Source organism: Ruegeria sp. CDSB136, assembly GCF_059610965.1.
Window position 1 is genome coordinate 207250 of record NZ_JBXWOP010000002.1, and the last position, 17437, is coordinate 224686.

The window sequence follows — 17437 nt, forward strand, 5'->3', positions numbered from 1 at the left end:
ACGCGCGGCGCTTTTTTTTGCGGCCACGCTGGTGCTTGAGACGACAGCGCCGCGCCCGAAGGCGCGGCGCTATGCCTACCGCTGTAAAGCACCCGCATCAGCGGGCGCTTTCAACGGCGGGAGGGCTTAGGATTTAACAATAACGCTGGGAGATACGACATCGATGCCCAATGCTTTGCCGACCGCGAAATAGGTCAGCTGCCCGGCGTGAACGTTCAGACCGTTCAGCAGGTGCGGGTCATCCTGACATGCCTGTTTCCAACCCTTGTCCGCAAGTGCCAGCATGAACGGCATGGTCGCGTTGCCCAATGCAATGGTCGAGGTGCGCGCAACCGCGCCCGGCATGTTGGCCACGCAATAGTGCATGATGCCATCGACCTCGTAGATCGGTTCCGCATGGGTGGTGGCTTTCGAGGTTTCAAAGCAGCCGCCCTGGTCGATGGCCACGTCCACCAGCACCGCACCCGGCTTCATTGTGGACAATTGCGCGCGCGAGACCAGCTTGGGGGCTTCTGCACCGGGGATCAGAACGGCGCCGATCACCATGTCTGCAGTCTGGATCAGTTCGGCCGTTGCGCCAGCGGTCGAGTACTGGTTCTTGAACGTGCCGCCATAGACGTCGTCCAGATACCGCAGACGTGGCAGCGAACGGTCCAGAACGGTGACGTCCGCGCCCATGCCGGCTGCGATCTTGGCAGCGTGGGTACCAACAACACCACCGCCGATCACGACGACCTTTGCCGGGCCAACACCGGGAACACCGCCCATCAGAACTCCACGGCCACCATTGGCCTTTTGCAGCGTCCACGAGCCGACCTGAGGGGCCAGACGGCCAGCGACTTCGGACATCGGGGCCAGCAACGGCAGGCCGCCATTGGCGTCGGTCACGGTTTCATAGGCAATGGCGGTGCAGCCGGAGTCCAGCAGGTCGCGGGTCTGATCCGGATCGGGGGCCAGGTGAAGGTAGGTGAACAGCAGCTGGCCTTCGCGCAGCATCTTGCGCTCGACCGCCTGCGGTTCCTTGACTTTCACGATCATGTCCGCCGTCGCGAACACCTCGGCCGCGGTGTCGACGATGCTGGCACCGGCAGCGGTATAGGCGTCATTGTCAAAGCCGGATCCCAGGCCGGCTCCGGTTTCGATGATGACCTCATGGCCGCGCGCGACAGCTTCCTGTGCGGCGTTGGGCGTCATACCGACACGGAATTCCTGAGGTTTGATTTCCTTTGGGCAACCGATTTTCATTTTGGCCTCTCCATCCATAAACTGCCTAAATTATGGGCACTCACAGCCGCAATTTCTGTGAAACTTTGCCCGGAATCTAAGTTTGTTTCGGTGGATTCTTCGATATACTGTCAGAATCTTGCAAAGGATTTGCGTGAATGAGCATAGATTCGACTGATCGAAAGATTCTGGCCGCCCTGCAGCGCAATGGCAGAATGTCGAATGCTGAGCTTTCAGAGCAGGTGAATCTGTCGCCCTCCGCCTGCCACAGACGTGTACAGCGGCTCGAGGTCGAAGGCTATATCCGCAACTACGTGGCGCTGCTGGATGCGCGCAAGATGAACGTTCCGACAACCGTGTTTGTCGAGATCACGTTACAGGGTCAGGCCGAAGAGGTTCTGGATGCGTTCGAGAAGGCAGTATCGCGGATACCGGATGTTCTGGAATGCCATCTTATGGCGGGTACTGCGGATTACATCCTGAAGGTCGTCGCGGAAAACACCGAGGACTTTGCCCGTATCCACCGGCAATACCTGTCACGTTTGCCCGGCGTGGCACAGATGCAGAGTTCCTTTGCGCTGCGGACCGTGTTCAAGACCACCGCATTGCCGGTGTGATCTTCAGGCCGGGCCGGGATAGGTGAACAGGGCCAGATGCAGGGCGTTGAAGGCGAAATGCATCACAACAGGAACCCAAATTCGTCCCGTCGCGAAATAACCCAGACCGCAGCCCAGCCCAAGCAGCGATGCGAACAGGACCAGAGGGACGCCACCGCCCGCATGGGCCACGCCAAACAGAAGGCTTGCGACCGCAATTCCGGCGGGAGGGCCGAACCGGGACACAAGGACCGTTTGCAGATAGCCGCGAAAGAAGGCCTCTTCCGCGAGGCAGGTCAGGAACAGGTTGGAAAGGGCAAAGGTCAGCCACCATTCAGGCAGGCCGACTTCCGGATGCACGGCCCCAGTCAGTAGTCCTGTTGCAAAGAGCAGCGGCAAAGTTACGACACCAAGCGCAAGGGGCACCCAGCGTACCGGAGATTTTCGGCTCAACATCGCAGGGCAAGCAAGCACGACCGCGAAGAACACCAGCGGTTTGTCCAGATTCAGGTGCATTGAGAACAGCGCGCTGTCTGGACCCGCGCGAACCTGATCCAGGACCAGAAGATTACGAAATCCGGGCAGCAGATGTGCGCCAAGTGCGATGCACCAGACAATCAACGCCAGATGCCCGATCAGGACCCACCGGCCCTGAAGTCGATGCAGAATCCAGGCCCCTATCAAGCCCGACACGGCAAGTCCGGTTGCCAGCGGCGCCAGAAGCCCGGTCAGCAGCGCGGCGACCGCGAAAACCGAAAGCAACGCAAGACCCAGCCGCAGGTGCCCGGCCAAGGTGCTTACCTGAGCGGTTATCAGGATCGTCCATGGCCAGATCACGGGCAACAGAGAAACAAAGTGGTCCACAAAAGCCTCATGCATTCGATGTCGGCATTGTTGCCGCCTGATTGCGGGAAATGGCAATATCGCTCTGGCCTGTTGGTTTCAACCTGTTGGCATTGCGTCAATTCTAACGCTTGTATCCCCGGCACCATGGGTCCACATTCAGGACAAAGACCGCACAACGGCCCCGTTTTCGTGGTCTGCACCTGTCAGGTCAGCGCCACTTGCCCGGGGATTTGGCGATGCCACCGCATTTTCGGTGACATCCGGCAGTTACACTTGCCCGGTACGGTCCAGACCCGACGAACGATAAGGAGCAGACCTTGACCTACGAAAACAACAGTACCCCCAAAGATTGGCTTGAGGCGGAACTGGAAGACACGCTGGACGAAGATTTCGAAATCGAGTTCAGCGAACCAATGCTTTCGATGGAGGTCCGCAAGATCTACAAGGACCAGCATCCCGACATGCTGGACCGCAAGGTTTATTTTCAGAACCTGCTGCGGCTGCAGGCCGAGCTGATCAAGGTGCAGGATTGGGTGGTTCACACCGGCGCCAAGGTCTGCATTCTGTTCGAAGGCCGTGACAGCGCCGGCAAAGGGGGGGTGATCAAACGCATAACTCAACGCCTGAACCCGCGCGTCGCCCGAGTTGTGGCCTTGCCCGCGCCCAGCCGCCGGGAGCAGAGCCAATGGTATTTTCAGCGATACGTTCCGCATCTGCCTGCGGCGGGCGAAATAGTGTTCTTCGACCGCTCGTGGTACAACCGGGCCGGTGTCGAACGCGTCATGGGCTTCGCCAATGAAAACCAGGTCGAGCAGTTCTTTCAGGACGTTCCCGAATTTGAACGGATGCTGGTGCGGTCGGGGATCATTCTTCTGAAATATTGGTTCTCGATCACCGATGAAGAACAGCAACTGCGATTCCTCATGCGGATTCACGATCCGATGAAACAGTGGAAACTGTCACCCATGGATCTGGAATCCCGCATCCGCTGGGAGGCGTACACCAAGGCCAAGGAGGACATGTTCTTCCGCACCAATATCCCCGAGGCACCTTGGTATATTGTGGAAGGCAATGACAAAAAGCGCGAACGTCTGAACTGTATCGAGCACCTGCTGACCAAAATCCCTTACGAGGACGTGCCGCAGGACAAGGTCAATCTGCCCGACCGCCGGTATAATCCCGAATACGAACGGCGCATCCTGCCGGATGAGCTTTACGTTCCAAAGATCTATTGATGAAGTTGTGCGAGGCTGGTTGTCCAGCCTCGCACCGGAACGCCGGATCAGGCTGCGTCCATCATGCAGTCCACGTCGAAGATATTGAGCATCATGAAGTCACAGCCGTCTTCGGCGACCGTGCCGGAATCAGCAGGGTCTTCCATGTGTTCGCTGTCTTTACCCGTCACAAGATCGAAGTCATCCATGTCACCGGTTTCGTCGCCTGCGGTTTCGGTGCCATCCCAATCGAACTGATCGAACTGGGCCTGCAGGTTTTCCAGGAATGAAGCGATCTCATCCAGAAAGGCCTGTACGTCAAAACAATCGGACTCTGGTTCGCCTGAATCGGTCACTTCAGTATCTGGCGTTTCGGTTTCCGGATTTTCCGTCTCGCTATCATCCGCGTCCGTTGTTTCGATCTCCGGTTCCTCAGGCTCGTTTTCATCCGTGTCCGTTGTTTCAGTCCCCGGCTCTTCCGTTTCGGTATCTTCGGTGTCGGTTGTTTCGGTCTCCGGATTTTCCGGTTCCGTCACTTCTGTGTCGGTCGTTTCGCTATCCGGCTCCTCGGGTTCCGTCACATCCGTGCCTGTCGTCTCGGTATCCGTTTCCTCCGGGTCGGTTGTTTCCTCGACCGGTGTGACCGGCGTGGCGGGTGCCGAGGGTTCTCCGGTGTCCGGCAGAACAGCGGCATCGGTTGCGGCAAAGTTCTGGGTGACCATGACCGCGTCAAATCCCTGCATGTCCCCGGTTTCAATGCCAATACCGATATACTCGAATTCAGGGTTCAGGATATTGGCGCGGTGGCCCGGGCTGTTCATCAGACCCTGATGTAGCTGGGCAACATCGTCGCTGATGCCTGGGGCACCCCGTTCGGATTGCCAGGCGATGTTTTCGCCGGTGCGCCAGCTGCCTTCCAGGTCGAACCCGGCATTTTCCATCCGTTGAGTCGCGCTCGATCCGCCCGATCCGGTATGGCTGAAGGTATCCGTGTTCAGCATCCAGCTGCTGTGGTTTTCCGACGAGTCGTTCAGCTGGGTTTCAAGTTTCAGCTGGTTCAGCCCGCGGGATGTGCGCTCCTGATTGATCAGCGCCAGCATTTCGCGTTCGAACGTGTTTGCAGTCGACATTGTTGCCTCCGTTTATGGTTGAGTCCTTGCGGACGACGCCACTTAGAGGTGCAAGGCGCGACAGCGATAGAGACTGTCGAAAGATCGGCGGTTTACGGCGACGTAGCGCTTTCCGGACAAGATTCGCTGCGCTGCAAAATGCCGGGCAAAATGCTGCTGATGGGAAAATGGCAGCTTGCCGCGCGGTCTGTCCCACGGGTCGGCGGAATGTAACCGGCAAACGGGCGATGCCCCCTGAAAACGACAAACCCCCGGGCAGGGCCTCGGGGGTCGTCAAATAGTGTCATCCAAAGCTGGACGAGCAAGGTGCTTAGAGCAAACCTTCGCGCTGTGCTTTCTTACGTGCCAGTTTACGGGCACGGCGGATCGCTTCAGCTTTCTCGCGCGCTTTTTTCTCGGACGGTTTCTCGAAATGTTGCTTCAGCTTCATTTCACGGAACACGCCTTCGCGCTGCAGCTTTTTCTTCAGGGCCCGAAGCGCCTGATCGACGTTATTGTCGCGAACACTAACCTGCATGTGGTTGTCACCACCTTTCTAGATAGAGTTGCAAGGAAATTGCAGGAGTTGGCCGTATAGCAAAGCCGTTATATCTTGTCTAGTACTGGCTCTGAGAACCGGAGAACCGCTATGACCACCACTTATGAAGATGCAAAGCAACAGCTTTTGGACGCGATGCTGACCCACGTTCCGTTTGACGGCTGGTCCGAGGTGGGCTTTCGCGCGGCCATTGCGGACTGTGACATGGATGAAGGTCTGGCACGTGCGATCTGTCCGCGTGGCGCGGTCGATCTGGCGCTGGCTTTCCACGCACGCGGCGATGCAGTCATGGTCGAACGTCTGAAATCTGAAGATCTGGGCGATCTGAAATTCCGCGATCGGGTCGCTGCCGCAGTGCGCTTTCGGTTGCAGGCCGTCGAGGATAAGGAGTTGGTCCGCAAGGGTATGACCCTTTTTGCGCTGCCCCTTCATGCGGCAGACGGGGCCAAGGCCCTGTGGCAGACCTGCGACCTGATCTGGGATACGCTTGGCGACACTTCCGATGATGTGAACTGGTACACCAAACGCGCCACCCTGTCGGGGGTGTATTCTTCGACCCTGCTGTTCTGGCTGGGTGATGAGTCCCCCGCGCATCAGAAGACGTGGGAGTTTCTGGACCGGCGCATCGACAATGTCATGCAGTTCGAGAAGCTCAAGGCACAGGTGAACGACAATCTACTGTTCAAGCCGTTCCTTGCGGTTCCGAACTGGCTGGCCGGGCAGGTGAAGCCGCCGATGAAAATGCGGACCGATCTGCCCGGGATGCTGAATCCGCGCGAGTAAGCGTCTGGGCCTTCCAGAAATTGCCTGCTAGGCATTGGGCAAAGGAGATTTGCCCATGACCCAGACGATGCGCGCCGTAGAAATATCCGAGCCTGGCGGCCCGGATGTTCTGCGATTGACCGAACGCCCGATTCCGAAACCGGCCAATGGTCAGGTAATCCTGAAGGTCGCCTATGCCGGGGTGAACCGCCCCGACGCGCTGCAGCGCGCAGGTGCATATGATCCCCCTCCGGGCGCCAGTGATCTGCCGGGCCTGGAAGCTTCCGGCGAAGTGGTTTCCATCGGATCAGGGGTTGAAGGGCTGTCACTCGGCGATCAGGTCTGCGCGCTTCTGCCAGGCGGTGGTTACGCCGAATATGTCGCCACGCCCGCCGCCCATTGTCTGCCTGTGCCAAATGGTATGGGCATGAAAGAAGCCGCATGCCTGCCCGAAACCTTCTTCACCGTCTGGTCCAACGTCTTCATGCGCGGCGGGCTGAAAGCAGGTGAGCGGTTTTTGGTCCATGGCGGATCCAGCGGAATTGGCACAACGGCGATCCAGCTGGCCAATGCCTTTGGCGCACGGGTCTTTGCAACAGCCGGATCTGCCGAGAAATGCGAAGCCTGTGTCCGGCTGGGAGCAGAAAAGGCGATCAACTACCGGGACGAAGATTTCGTGGCGGCGATGCGGGTCGAAGGCGGGGCGAATCTGATCCTCGATATGGTGGGGGGCGATTACATCCCGCGCAACGTCAAGGCGTTGGCCGAGGATGGACGTCTGGTGCAGATCGCGTTCCTGCAGGGTCCGAAGGTCGAGTTGAACTTTGCCATGATGATGGTGAAACGCCTGACCCTGACCGGAAGCACCCTGCGCCCGCAAAGCGATCTGGCCAAGGCAAAGATCGCGCAGGACTTGCGCGAGGCGGTCTGGCCGCTTCTGGATGCCGGAAAGATCTCACCTGTGATGGACAGCGAGTTTGCCTTGGCCGAAGCGGCGGCAGCGCATGCGCGCATGGAAAGCTCGGGCCATATCGGCAAGATCGTTCTGAACGTCGCAGGCTAAGGGAACAGCGCGCGGGGGTGCCCCGCGCGCGACCGCGTCAGGCGATGGCCCGACGATACAGGTGCCAGGTCGAATGGCCAAGAACGGGCATCACCACGATCAGGCCCAGCAGCATCGGGATGGCCCCCAGAATAAGAAGGGCCGCGACGATGAAGCCCCAGGTCAACACCACACCCGGGTTTTGGCGCGTCACGCGGAAGGATGTTACCACAGCCACCGGCAGCCCGACCTGCTTGTCCAGGAGAAGCGGAAAGCTGACAACACTGATCGCCAGGGCGACAAGCGCAAACAGGAAACCGACGGCGGTTCCGACAACGATCATGGTCCAGCCTGCGCCGGTTGTGAACACCTGCGTTGCAAACACACTCAGAGAGGCGGGCGGTTCCGGCCCCAGCGTCTGTGCATAGATAGCTTGTGCGGCCATCAGCCAGATCAGCAGCAACATGACCAGGTAGAAGCCAAGCGCCAATATGGCACCGAAGGACGGCGACCGGAAAACACCGAACGCGTCCAGCCATTGAACCACTTCGCCCTGTTCGCGCTTGCGGCTGATTTCGTACAGACCCACGGCTGCGACCGGGCCGATCAGGGCAAAGCCCGCGATCAGGGGCGCCAGCAGTGGCACCATGTTCATGTTCAGCCCGAAGCCGACCATCAGAAGCCCGGCAATCGGGTAGATCAGCACCACGAAGATCGCGTCGGCGCGCGTTTCCAGAAAGTCCTGATATCCGGCTTTCAGGCAGGAACGCAGGTCCTGAAGTGTCAGCGTTTGAACCACCGGCAGGTGCTTGGTGTCGGCGCTTCCGATCCGCGATACGCTTTCCGATATATGATCGCCGGACGCACTGATGTTTCTGGCGGCCCAGCTGATTGGATTACCGATTGTTTTTGCCATACTCATCCCCTCCCCTAACGAGGTTGCGTCTCGGATCATGTCCGGCGCAGGGGGTCGTGGCCGGATCAGCCGACAACGTGTGAAATCATTATAGCACAGTATCTTCTTTTGCGCCGCCATAATTCTGATACAGGTCAATTGCCCTGTGCCTCAGTCATGTTAGCTTGGTTACAGGCGCAAGGAGGTGAGCATGCAGCAAACAGCACGTACCGTGGTCATTCATGAAACCGGCGGCCCCGAGGTTCTGCGAATCGAAGACAGGCCCGTGGGCGATCCCGGTCCGGGAGAGATTCGCATTCGGCATCACGCCTGTGGGTTGAATTTCATCGATGTCTATCAGCGGACCGGCCTTTATCCGCTGGAACTTCCGCACGCCCTTGGCATGGAGGCCGCAGGGGTCGTTGAGGCCGTCGGCGAGGGTGTGAGCCACCTTCAACCCGGTCAGCGTGCCGCCTACGCCGCGGCTCCCCCAGGTGCCTATTGCGAGGCACGCGTAATGCCGGCGGCGCAGGTCTGCCCGCTGCCCGATAGCATTCCGTTCGATGCCGCCGCTGCCATGATGCTGAAAGGGATGACGGTCGAATATCTGTTTCACCGGACGACGCCCCTGAAACGCGGCGACACGGTGTTGTTTCACGCCGCTGCCGGCGGGGTGGGACTGATCGCGTGCCAGTGGGCCAAGTCCGAGGGCATCACCCTGATCGGCACGGCGGGCACGGATGAAAAATGCCAGTTGGCCAGGTTCAACGGGGCCGCCGAATGCATCAATTACCGGACCGAAAATTTTGCCGAACGCGTGGCCGAGATCACCCACGGCAAGGGGGTGGACGCGGTCATGGATTCAATCGGCGCGGATACGTTCGAAGGTTCTCTGGATTGCCTGAAACCATTGGGCATGATGATCTCGTTCGGCAATGCGTCCGGACCGGTGCCGCCGGTGGATATCGGCATACTCGGCCGCAAAGGCTCGCTGAAGATCACCCGCCCGACCTTGTTCACCCACATCGCGGATCATTCGGTATGCCAGGCCATGGCCCGGCGTCTGTTCGGCAAGGTCGAAGGCCGGGAAGTCAGGCTGCACATCGATCAGCGCTTTGCCCTGTCACAAGTCGCCGATGCGCATCGGGCGCTGGAGGCGCGCCAGACGACCGGCAGCACGGTTCTTGAACCCTGAACGCAAATGGCGGCGGAAATCTCCGCCGCCGTTTGTTCTGAAAGGATCAGAAAATTACTGCTGCTGCAATTCAGCAGGGGTTTTATGAGCGATGGTTTCCCAGTTCGCGTCCGCTTTTTCGTTGAAGCCCGGGATGTCACCTTCCCAGCGTTCCTGGATGTCCGCCGACAGGTTCAGGTACAGCTTGTTGTCAACGATTTTCCAGTAGTTCGGATCACCGTCGAACTTGAAGCCCATGGCCGTGCCGAAGGCGCAGTAGCCGCCATATGCCGGCAGGTAAGCATCTGGGTTCTCTTCGAATGCGGCTTTGTTTTCTTCCGAGGAGAAGCGGTACAGCGCTTCGTTGTGCAGTGCGGTTATGCGGTAGTCGCCTTTGGTCGCTTCACCTGCGGTGAAATAGGCCACCGGGTCGTAGCCCTGCAAGGCCAGGCCGGTCGAACTTGCGTTCAGTTCAACACCCGCCGCCATGGCCGAGCTTGCAATTGCAACAGACAGCGCGACGCCGCCGATAAGGGATTTGATCTTGTTCATTGCTTCACCTTTCGTGAACCGGGTCACCAGATGGCGTTGGAATTGCACCTTGGTTTCCCTCGTGATTTTGTCCTGTGCGGTCGGTAATTGGCCGTCACAACACCCCAGTTGGGAAGCGGGCTGTTCACGTTCAAAGCAATCAATTGTGATTGTGCGGTTATGAATAGGTGATGTGCAGGAACGAAGGGTTCAGCCAGCCGGTTGCGGATCGGGCACCAGCGCGATCGTGAACGCGATCACCTTGGCTGCAGACATCTCGCAGGGCCGGAGCAGCGCACCGCTGTTCTTGGTCTGATACAGGTTCAGGCTGATGAAATCTGTGCCGTCCAGCTGATGCGCCACCAGCTTGTGCGACTTACCTTTCGCCACGGTCTGGCGGCACACGACATAACGCCCGTTGCGGCTTGTCCCGGTGAAAGTGCCCATGGGCAGGGCAAAGAATGCGTTCAGAAATTCGTCTGGCGGGGTCACGATTTGCCGATTTTCGGCTCGGTCCCGGCCTTGATACGCGCGACGTTGGCACTGTGCCGCCAGTAGACCAGCAGGGTCAGGATGATCCCCAGAATGAACGTCGCGCCATCCGTCAGAACAACGATCCAGACCGTCAGCAGGGCCGCCGCCGCAAGCGCGCCAACCGAGGAGATCCTCCAGATCGCTGCCGCCACAAGCCAGCTCAGACAGCAGGCAACTCCGACCCGCCAGTCCAGCGCGAGCCACAGGCCCAGAAAGGTCGCAACACCCTTGCCGCCCTTGAAGCCCAGCCAGACCGGAAAGCAATGTCCCAGAAAAGCGGTCAGGGCGGCAATCTGGGCTGCGTCTTCTCCGGCCAGTGAACGTGCCAGCAGAACAGCCACCGCCCCTTTGGCCGCATCGAAAATCAGGGTCAGCGCGGCGGCGGCCTTGTTGCCGGTGCGCAGAACATTGGTGGCGCCGATATTGCCGGACCCGATACTGCGCAAGTTGCCCAGTCCCATGACCCTGGCGATGATCATGCCGAAGGGAACGGACCCCATAAGGTAACCGATCACAGCCCACAGGATCAGTTGGGTCATGGTACTGTCGATCAGGGGCATCAGGTTCTCCGGTAAACTTCTTTGCCAGCGACAAAAGTCGCTGTGACCTTACCCTGCATCCGCTGGCCGTCAAACGGTGTGTTCTGCGACTTGGATTTCAGGGCGAACCGGTCCAGCACAAAGGGGACATCGGGATCGAACAGCACCAGATCGGCCGGTGCGCCCTTGGACAGGCGACCGCACTCCAGGCCCAACCGTTTCGCCGGGTTCAGGGCCATGGCGCGAAACAGCGTCGGCAGGTCCAGCTGCTCGGCATGATAAAGGCGCAGCGCGGCGGGCAGCAGTGTTTCCAGCGCCACCGCGCCCGAGGCGGCTTCTTCAAACGGCAGACGCTTGCTTTCTTCGTCCTGCGGCGTGTGCATCGAGCTGATCGTGTCGATCAACCCGGTGCGCAGCGCCTCGATCACCGCCAGCCGGTCGTCTTCGGACCGCAGCGGGGGTTTGACCTTGAAGAAGGTACGGTAGTCGGCCACGTCCAGTTCGTTCAGCGTCAGATGATGGATCGAGGTGCCTGCAGTGACGTCCAGCCCATTGCGCTTGGCGCGTTCCAGCGCGGGCAGGGCGCGGGCGGTGGTGATCTGGTCGGCGTGGTATTTTGCACCGGTCATTTCCAGCAGGGCGATGTCGCGGTCCAGCCCCATCCGCTCGGCCATCGGCGATACGGCGGGCAGGCCGCGCAGGGCAGCGATCTTGCCACTGGTCGCGGCGGCCCCGGCGCTCAAGCCTGGTTCCTGCGGATGCGCGATGATCAGTGCGCCGCAAGATTTCGCGTAGGTCAACGCGCGAGAGAACACTTTGGTATTGGCGATAACGTGATCGCAATCGGTGAACGCAACGGCTCCTGCGTCTTGCAGGAAACCGATCTCGGTCATTTCGCGGCCTTCGCGGCCCTTGGTCAGGGCGGCCATCGGCAGCACGTTAACCGGTGTATCGGCCTGAGCCCGACGGGTGACGAATTCCAACGTTTCCGGCGTGTCGATGGCGGGGTTGGTGTCGGGCCGGGTGACCATGGTGGTCACACCTCCCGCAGCAGCGGCGAGACCTGCGGATTTATAGCTTTCCTTGTGCCGTTCACCCGGTTCGCAGACCTTTACGCCGATATCGACAATGCCCGGTGCCAGACAGTGGCTGCCGCAGTCGATGATTTGGGAGTCGCAAACCGGTGCCTGCCCCTCTCCGCGCGCCACAATCCGGCCCTCGGCGACCTGCAGCCACCCGGTTGCATCCGTTCCGGCCTCGGGGTCGATCAGGCGGGCGTTTGAGAAGAGAACGGTGCTCATGAAATGGCCCTTTCGATTGCGGCTTTGGTGGCGGCAGGGTCTGCCTGGTATTTGATCAGATGTTTGTCACCGCTTTTGGTGACGATCTGGACGAAGCTGCCTAGGATGTTGACCGCATCGATCTGGTTCAGTGGCACATTGCGGGGGCCGGGGCCGGTCAGGATGGTATCCGTCATCTGCCATGTGGCAACCAGTTCTTCGGAGGCCAGATACCAGGCGCGGATGCCGATGGCGGCAAGCCCCGCGGGTGCGCCGGTCCAGACGTAGGGGTTGCCGATCAGCCAGAGAACCAGCATCGCACACGCCATGGCACCGGCAGCGAGCCAGGCGTTGGTGCGGATATAGGCGCCTTTGTCCGGTGCGAAACTTACAGGATCAGCCACAGGACACCTCCGATAACCAGAAAGATCACCAGAGCCAGAATGGCCGACCCCATACGGCGCGGTTTGTCATCAACAGGGGCGGTCAGAGGCGCCGAGAACGGTTTCGCGCTTTCGGTTTCGATCGGGCCGCCGGTCCAGTTGGTGGCCTCTTCGGTATAAAGACCGGTCAGGTGCAGCCTCGGGTCCGGCGTCAGTGTTACCGGGCGGTCGCCAAAGGCGGCACTGCGCACGACCATCACCCAGCCTTCGATGGCGTCCAACGCGGCGCGGTCCAGTTGGTCGGCAGAGACGCCGCAGCCCTCGTTCAGATAGCCGTAAAGCCCGAGGTCTTCGAGGTCCGAGACCGGAAAAACGTCGATCTGGTCCGGGTTCAGTCCGTCAACCCCCAGAACCTGATCGGCAGCGCCCGGTTCGCGCAGGAACTTCGCCTCTTCGGAACGCATGTCCAGCGTGAACAGGCGGATCACGCCGCGTTCGTGGGGGGCGACAGTCAGATCGCTCATGCGGCCTCGCGCAGGTTGCGGGCCAGCAATTCCATTGCGGCCATCCGCACCGCGACGCCCATCTCGACCTGTTCCTGAATGACGGACCGGTTGATGTCATCGGCCAGTGTGCCGTCGATCTCGACGCCACGGTTCATCGGGCCGGGGTGCATGACGATCGCGTCGGGTTTTGCCAGCGCCAGCTTGGCGGCGTCCAGCCCGTAGCGATGGTAGTATTCCCGTTCCGAGGGGATAAAGCCGCCATCCATCCGCTCTTTCTGAAGGCGCAGCATCATGACCACGTCGACATCTTTAAGGCCCTCGTTCATGTCGTCGTAGATTTCGGCTCCGAACTCGGCGAATTGCGCAGGCACCAGCGTCGGCGGGCCGATCAGGCGGATGCGGTTCTCCATCTTGCCCAGCAGGATCAGGTTCGAGCGGGCCACACGGGAATGGGCCACGTCTCCGCAAATGGCGATGTTCAGACGGTGTAGCCGGCCCTTGGCGCGGCGGATCGTCAGCGCGTCCAGCAGCGCCTGCGTCGGGTGCTCGTGCCGCCCGTCGCCCGCGTTCAGCACGGCGCAGTTCACCTTCTGCGCCAGCAGATCGACCGCGCCGGAATGCGGGTGCCGCACCACCAGCAGATCGGGATGCATCGCGTTCAGTGTCATAGCTGTATCAATCAGCGTCTCGCCCTTTTTGATCGAACTGGCCTGCATCGCCATGTTCATCACATCCGCGCCCAGCCGCTTGCCCGCAATCTCGAAGCTTGCCTGCGTGCGGGTCGAGTTCTCGAAGAACATGTTAATCTGGGTCAGCCCCGCCAGCACATCCGAGTGTTTCGACGACTGGCGATTCATGTCGACGTATTTCTCGGCCAGATCCAGAATGACGGTGATATCGGATTGCGACAGGTGTTCGATGCCAAGAAGGTGACGATGGGCGAAACGCATGGGCGGGCTCCTGTCTGACAATCGGGCCGCTTATAAGAAGCCACGCAGCGCAAGGCAACCTAAGGATCAGAGCTCTCGGGCAGTTTCTCGCACCCGCCTTTCGGCAGGCACTGCTCGCCGGGTTTGCACCATTTGCCATAACCGCAATCGATGGCCCGGACCGGCACACAGCCCTGATTTCTGGAGCATTTGAAGCCGGGACGGCACTGCGATCCAGTTTTTTCGCACAAAAACCAGCCCGGACGGGAGCAACCGCCAGCCGTTAGGCAGGACGATCCCGCAGAGCAGACATTCCCGTCGTCGCAGGCGCTTGGCAGCCCGGGGTTGAACTCAGGCGTGATCCGTTCGCATTCTCCGCGCCCGTTGCAGAAACTGTTGCTTGGACAATCCAGGCGCGACGTGCATTTGTTTGCCCCTGCAGGCGCACAGCGGGTGCCGCCTGCCACGCAGCGTTCAAATGGCCCGCAAGACCGGCCCCCGCCGCAATAGGTTCCGCCTGCGCGGATGCAGTGGCCGTCAAAGCTGCACCGCTGTCCTCCGCTGCAGCAGGTGCTGCCGCATTGGAACTGCCCTGCGCGGCACTGCCCGTGCTTGTCGTGAAAGGTCGCCATGGCCGGTCCGCTGCCAAAGACGTTGAACAGCAGCAGGAGCAGGAGATATCTCAGAGCAATCAGCATGTGCATGGCCATCGTCGGTGCGACCGGGTGCCATGGCAAGGTCTATTCGCTTTCCCTCGGGCCAAAGCTGGTTAGATTATGAGGCATGGAATCGGCAATGGACCATCATACCGCGCGCGCCCTGCTGGAATGGCAGGTTGAACTGGGCGTCACCGACGCTATCGGTGACGCGCCGGTTGACCGCTATGCCTTGCCGGATACCGCGCCGAAGGCCCGGACACAGGTTGTTGAACATTCGTCGCAAGAAAAGCCGCGACAGGCGGACCCAATTGCGGCTGCCGAAAAGGCCGCGCGCGGGGCAGGGTCGCTGCCGGAATTGCGCGCAACGATGGATGCGTTCGATCTGTGCGACCTGAAGCGGGGCGCACGGCAGCTGGTGTTTGCGGATGGCACCCCCGGCGCGCGGGTGATGATCATAGGCGAAGCCCCGGGCCGGGATGAGGATCGCGAAGGCAAGCCGTTCGTGGGTCGCGCCGGGCAATTGCTGGACCGGATGCTGGCTGCCATTGATCTGAACCGGGCCGAGAATGTCTATATCACGAACGTCCTGCCATGGCGCCCGCCGCAGAACCGTGATCCGAAGCCCGAGGAAATCGGCATGATGAACCCGTTTCTGCAGCGTCATATCGCATTGGCAAACCCTGAGGTTCTTGTGGTGATGGGCAATATCAGCTGTCAGGCCGTGCTGGGAAAACGCGGCATCACGCGGCTGCGCGGGAATTGGGAACAGGCGCTGGATCTGCCGGTCATACCAATGTTTCACCCTGCCTATCTGCTGCGGCAGCCGCAGATGAAGCGGCAGGCCTGGGCCGATCTGCTGGAACTCAGGGCGTGGCTGGAGGCGAAGCGATGAAAATACTGGCGTTCTCGGACCTGCATATGGCGCGCAACCGCGCCGCCGATCTGGTTGCGGCCAGTGCAGAGGCCGATCTGGTGATCGGGGCCGGGGATTACTGCAACATGCGTCAGGGTCTGGACGAAGCGATGGCCATGCTGTCCGGTATCGCGGCACCGATGGTTCTGGTGCCGGGCAATGCGGAAAGCGCTGAAGAGCTGGCAGATGCCGTCCCCGACGGGGTGCATGTGCTGCACGGGTCCGGTATGACCGTCGACGGGCTGCGGCTGTTCGGTCTGGGCTACGGCGTGCCGGTTACGCCTTTTGGCGACTGGTCCTGTGACATGACCGAAGGCGATGCGACAGAAATGCTTGCGCGATGCGTCGGGACTGACATCCTGATCGCGCATTCACCGCCGAAAGGATACGGCGATAAGACGTCTCAGGGGCTTTCAGTCGGGTCTACGGCCATCCGGAATGCAATTGAACGGATTCAGCCCGCGTTGGTGCTTGGTGGCCATATCCATGACAGCTGGGGGTATCGCGGTTCGATCGGCCGGTCGCAGGTCGCCAATCTCGGTCCGCAAGTCAACTGGTTCGAGGTCCGCGCATGATCGAGACCGTGACGCTGCTGGCCTTTGTGCCTGCGGCCATCGCACTGAACCTCACGCCGGGTGCGGATATGATGTTCTGTTTCGGGCAGGGGCTGCGATCCGGCACAAAACCCGCGATTGCCGCCAGCGCCGGAATTTCGATGGGCTCGATGATCCATGTTTCGCTGGCCGGACTGGGATTGGGCGCGGTTGTTGCCGCTGTTCCGTGGGTGTTCGACGCGATCCGCTGGCTGGGTGTCGCCTATCTGCTGTATCTGGCATGGGGTGCGATACGGCACGGCGCGATCTCGGCCGAAGGTCCGGCAAAACCGACACGCTATGCCTTTCGCGACGGGTTTCTGGTCAACCTGACCAACCCGAAGGTCATTCTGTTTGTCCTTGCCTTTATTCCGCAATTCGTAAACCCCGCCTCGGGGTCCGTTCTGCTGCAATTCCTGATCTTCAGGGCGATCATTTCCATCGGCGGGTTCGTTATCAACGGGCTGGTGGGCGTGTTTGCCGGGGGCGCGGGTCAAATTCTGATCAACAGCCCCCGCGCGTCCAGAATTCTGGGCTGGGTCAGTGGCGGCATCTTCACCGCTCTGGCGATCCGGCTTGCCATCATGGAAAGGGCCTGACGCCAAATGTCACGCATTGATGAAACCATGGAGTTCATCCCGGTTCGTATCGCCGTTCTGACCGTGTCAGATACGCGCTCGATCGAGGAAGACCGTTCAGGCCAGACCCTGGTCGGCCGGATTGAACGGGCCGGCCACACCCTTGCCGACCGCAAAATCCTGCCGGATGAGCGCAGCCAGATCGCAGATCAGCTGCGCGCCTGGATCGCCGAGCCCAATATTGACGTTGTCCTGTCGACCGGGGGGACCGGCCTGACGGGGCGCGATGTCACGGTCGAGGCGCATCGAGACGTCTATGAAAAGGAAATCGAGGCGTTTGGAACCGTCTTCACCATCATCTCGATGGAAAAGATCGGCACTTCGGCTGTTCAGTCGCGCGCAACAGGCGGCGTGGCGGGCGGGACCTATCTGTTTGCCCTCCCCGGCAGTCCCGGCGCGTGCAAGGACGCCTGGGACGGGATTTTGGAAAAACAGTTCGATTACCGGCATCGCCCCTGCAATTTTGTGGAAATAATGCCGCGATTGGACGAACATCTGCGACGGAAGTAGA

21 protein-coding genes are annotated in these 17437 nt (G+C 60.3%); 9 read left to right on the forward strand and 12 right to left on the reverse strand.

Translation table 11 applies throughout. The annotated features are described in order from the left end of the window. Nucleotides 1-126: 126 nt before the first annotated feature. Nucleotides 127-1245 carry an alanine dehydrogenase gene (gene ald / locus AC2FIR_RS03445; RefSeq protein ID WP_480813058.1) on the reverse strand — a complete coding sequence of 373 codons (1119 nt, stop codon included), beginning with the start codon at nt 1243-1245 and terminating at the stop codon, nt 127-129. A gap of 137 nt (nt 1246-1382) precedes the next feature. On the opposite strand from ald, the gene AC2FIR_RS03450 reads away from it, so the two are divergent. Beyond that, nucleotides 1383-1841 carry an Lrp/AsnC family transcriptional regulator gene (locus tag AC2FIR_RS03450; RefSeq protein ID WP_170614335.1) on the forward strand — a complete coding sequence of 153 codons (459 nt, stop codon included), beginning with the start codon at nt 1383-1385 and terminating at the stop codon, nt 1839-1841. A 3-nt stretch (nt 1842-1844) separates the two neighbouring features. Here the strand turns inward: AC2FIR_RS03450 and AC2FIR_RS03455 are convergent, their stop codons facing one another. Further along, the gene (locus tag AC2FIR_RS03455; RefSeq protein WP_496745001.1) at nt 1845-2684 is read right to left on the reverse strand and encodes a CPBP family intramembrane glutamic endopeptidase; all 840 of its coding nucleotides are present in this window, start codon (nt 2682-2684) and stop codon (nt 1845-1847) included. 299 nt (nt 2685-2983) lie between these two features. Between AC2FIR_RS03455 and ppk2 the strand changes: the two genes are divergently transcribed. Next, nucleotides 2984-3901 carry a polyphosphate kinase 2 gene (gene ppk2 / locus AC2FIR_RS03460; RefSeq protein ID WP_170614336.1) on the forward strand — a complete coding sequence of 306 codons (918 nt, stop codon included), beginning with the start codon at nt 2984-2986 and terminating at the stop codon, nt 3899-3901. A 47-nt stretch (nt 3902-3948) separates the two neighbouring features. Here the strand turns inward: ppk2 and AC2FIR_RS03465 are convergent, their stop codons facing one another. Together AC2FIR_RS03465 and rpsU are read right to left on the reverse strand one after the other, a co-directional pair. Continuing rightward, nucleotides 3949-5010: a CAP domain-containing protein gene (locus AC2FIR_RS03465; protein ID WP_496744999.1), complete on the reverse strand. Its 1062-nt coding sequence runs from the start codon at nt 5008-5010 to the stop codon at nt 3949-3951. Between the two features lie 310 nt (nt 5011-5320). Next, nucleotides 5321-5527, reverse strand: a complete 207-nt coding sequence (gene rpsU, locus AC2FIR_RS03470) for a 30S ribosomal protein S21 (protein WP_005614280.1) — start codon at nt 5525-5527, stop codon at nt 5321-5323. Nucleotides 5528-5638: 111 nt separating this feature from the next. Between rpsU and AC2FIR_RS03475 the strand changes: the two genes are divergently transcribed. Both AC2FIR_RS03475 and AC2FIR_RS03480 read left to right on the forward strand, forming a co-directional pair. Next, complete coding sequence (locus AC2FIR_RS03475; protein ID WP_496744997.1) at nt 5639-6331, forward strand: COQ9 family protein; 693 nt, start codon at nt 5639-5641, stop codon at nt 6329-6331. 55 nt (nt 6332-6386) lie between these two features. Next, nucleotides 6387-7373 carry an NAD(P)H-quinone oxidoreductase gene (locus AC2FIR_RS03480; RefSeq protein WP_480912576.1) on the forward strand — a complete coding sequence of 329 codons (987 nt, stop codon included), beginning with the start codon at nt 6387-6389 and terminating at the stop codon, nt 7371-7373. A 37-nt stretch (nt 7374-7410) separates the two neighbouring features. Here AC2FIR_RS03480 and AC2FIR_RS03485 read toward each other — a convergent pair whose 3' ends face one another. Beyond that, nucleotides 7411-8268: a DUF2189 domain-containing protein gene (locus AC2FIR_RS03485; protein ID WP_170614340.1), complete on the reverse strand. Its 858-nt coding sequence runs from the start codon at nt 8266-8268 to the stop codon at nt 7411-7413. A 190-nt stretch (nt 8269-8458) separates the two neighbouring features. Here AC2FIR_RS03485 and AC2FIR_RS03490 point away from each other — a divergent pair, with 190 nt between their 5' ends. Then, nucleotides 8459-9442: a quinone oxidoreductase family protein gene (locus tag AC2FIR_RS03490; RefSeq protein ID WP_170614341.1), complete on the forward strand. Its 984-nt coding sequence runs from the start codon at nt 8459-8461 to the stop codon at nt 9440-9442. Between the two features lie 54 nt (nt 9443-9496). On the opposite strand, the gene AC2FIR_RS03495 is transcribed toward AC2FIR_RS03490, so the two are convergent. From AC2FIR_RS03495 to AC2FIR_RS03525, 7 genes are all read right to left on the reverse strand, one after another. Continuing rightward, complete coding sequence (locus AC2FIR_RS03495; protein WP_170614454.1) at nt 9497-9973, reverse strand: YHS domain-containing (seleno)protein; 477 nt, start codon at nt 9971-9973, stop codon at nt 9497-9499. Nucleotides 9974-10162: 189 nt separating this feature from the next. Further along, complete coding sequence (locus AC2FIR_RS03500) at nt 10163-10444, reverse strand: hypothetical protein (RefSeq protein WP_496744994.1); 282 nt, start codon at nt 10442-10444, stop codon at nt 10163-10165. Continuing rightward, on the reverse strand, nt 10441-11046 hold the full coding sequence (gene plsY, locus AC2FIR_RS03505; RefSeq protein WP_170614342.1) for a glycerol-3-phosphate 1-O-acyltransferase PlsY: 606 nt from the start codon (nt 11044-11046) through the stop codon (nt 10441-10443). The genes AC2FIR_RS03500 and plsY overlap by 4 nt, the downstream gene beginning before the upstream one ends. Further along, nucleotides 11046-12326, reverse strand: a complete 1281-nt coding sequence (pyrC, locus tag AC2FIR_RS03510; protein ID WP_496744992.1) for a dihydroorotase — start codon at nt 12324-12326, stop codon at nt 11046-11048. Before pyrC ends, plsY begins: the two co-directional genes overlap by 1 nt. Next, nucleotides 12323-12709 (reverse strand): hypothetical protein, encoded by a 387-nt coding sequence (locus AC2FIR_RS03515; protein ID WP_321249373.1) that lies wholly within the window; start codon nt 12707-12709, stop codon nt 12323-12325. The genes pyrC and AC2FIR_RS03515 overlap by 4 nt, the downstream gene beginning before the upstream one ends. Next, on the reverse strand, nt 12694-13212 hold the full coding sequence (locus AC2FIR_RS03520; RefSeq protein ID WP_496744990.1) for a hypothetical protein: 519 nt from the start codon (nt 13210-13212) through the stop codon (nt 12694-12696). Before AC2FIR_RS03520 ends, AC2FIR_RS03515 begins: the two co-directional genes overlap by 16 nt. Beyond that, a complete protein-coding gene (locus AC2FIR_RS03525; protein ID WP_496744988.1) occupies nt 13209-14144 on the reverse strand; it encodes an aspartate carbamoyltransferase catalytic subunit in 936 nt (311 codons plus the stop codon). Before AC2FIR_RS03525 ends, AC2FIR_RS03520 begins: the two co-directional genes overlap by 4 nt. A gap of 762 nt (nt 14145-14906) precedes the next feature. Between AC2FIR_RS03525 and AC2FIR_RS03530 the strand changes: the two genes are divergently transcribed. From AC2FIR_RS03530 to moaB, 4 genes are read left to right on the forward strand one after another with little or no spacing between them, the layout of a single operon-like run. After that, the gene (locus AC2FIR_RS03530) at nt 14907-15674 is read left to right on the forward strand and encodes a uracil-DNA glycosylase (RefSeq protein WP_170614347.1); all 768 of its coding nucleotides are present in this window, start codon (nt 14907-14909) and stop codon (nt 15672-15674) included. Beyond that, nucleotides 15671-16270: a metallophosphoesterase family protein gene (locus tag AC2FIR_RS03535; RefSeq protein ID WP_170679613.1), complete on the forward strand. Its 600-nt coding sequence runs from the start codon at nt 15671-15673 to the stop codon at nt 16268-16270. Before AC2FIR_RS03530 ends, AC2FIR_RS03535 begins: the two co-directional genes overlap by 4 nt. Continuing rightward, on the forward strand, nt 16267-16887 hold the full coding sequence (locus tag AC2FIR_RS03540) for a LysE family translocator (RefSeq protein WP_496761919.1): 621 nt from the start codon (nt 16267-16269) through the stop codon (nt 16885-16887). The genes AC2FIR_RS03535 and AC2FIR_RS03540 overlap by 4 nt, the downstream gene beginning before the upstream one ends. A gap of 6 nt (nt 16888-16893) precedes the next feature. Further along, complete coding sequence (moaB, locus tag AC2FIR_RS03545) at nt 16894-17436, forward strand: molybdenum cofactor biosynthesis protein B (protein ID WP_170807379.1); 543 nt, start codon at nt 16894-16896, stop codon at nt 17434-17436. Nucleotide 17437 lies beyond the last annotated feature (1 nt).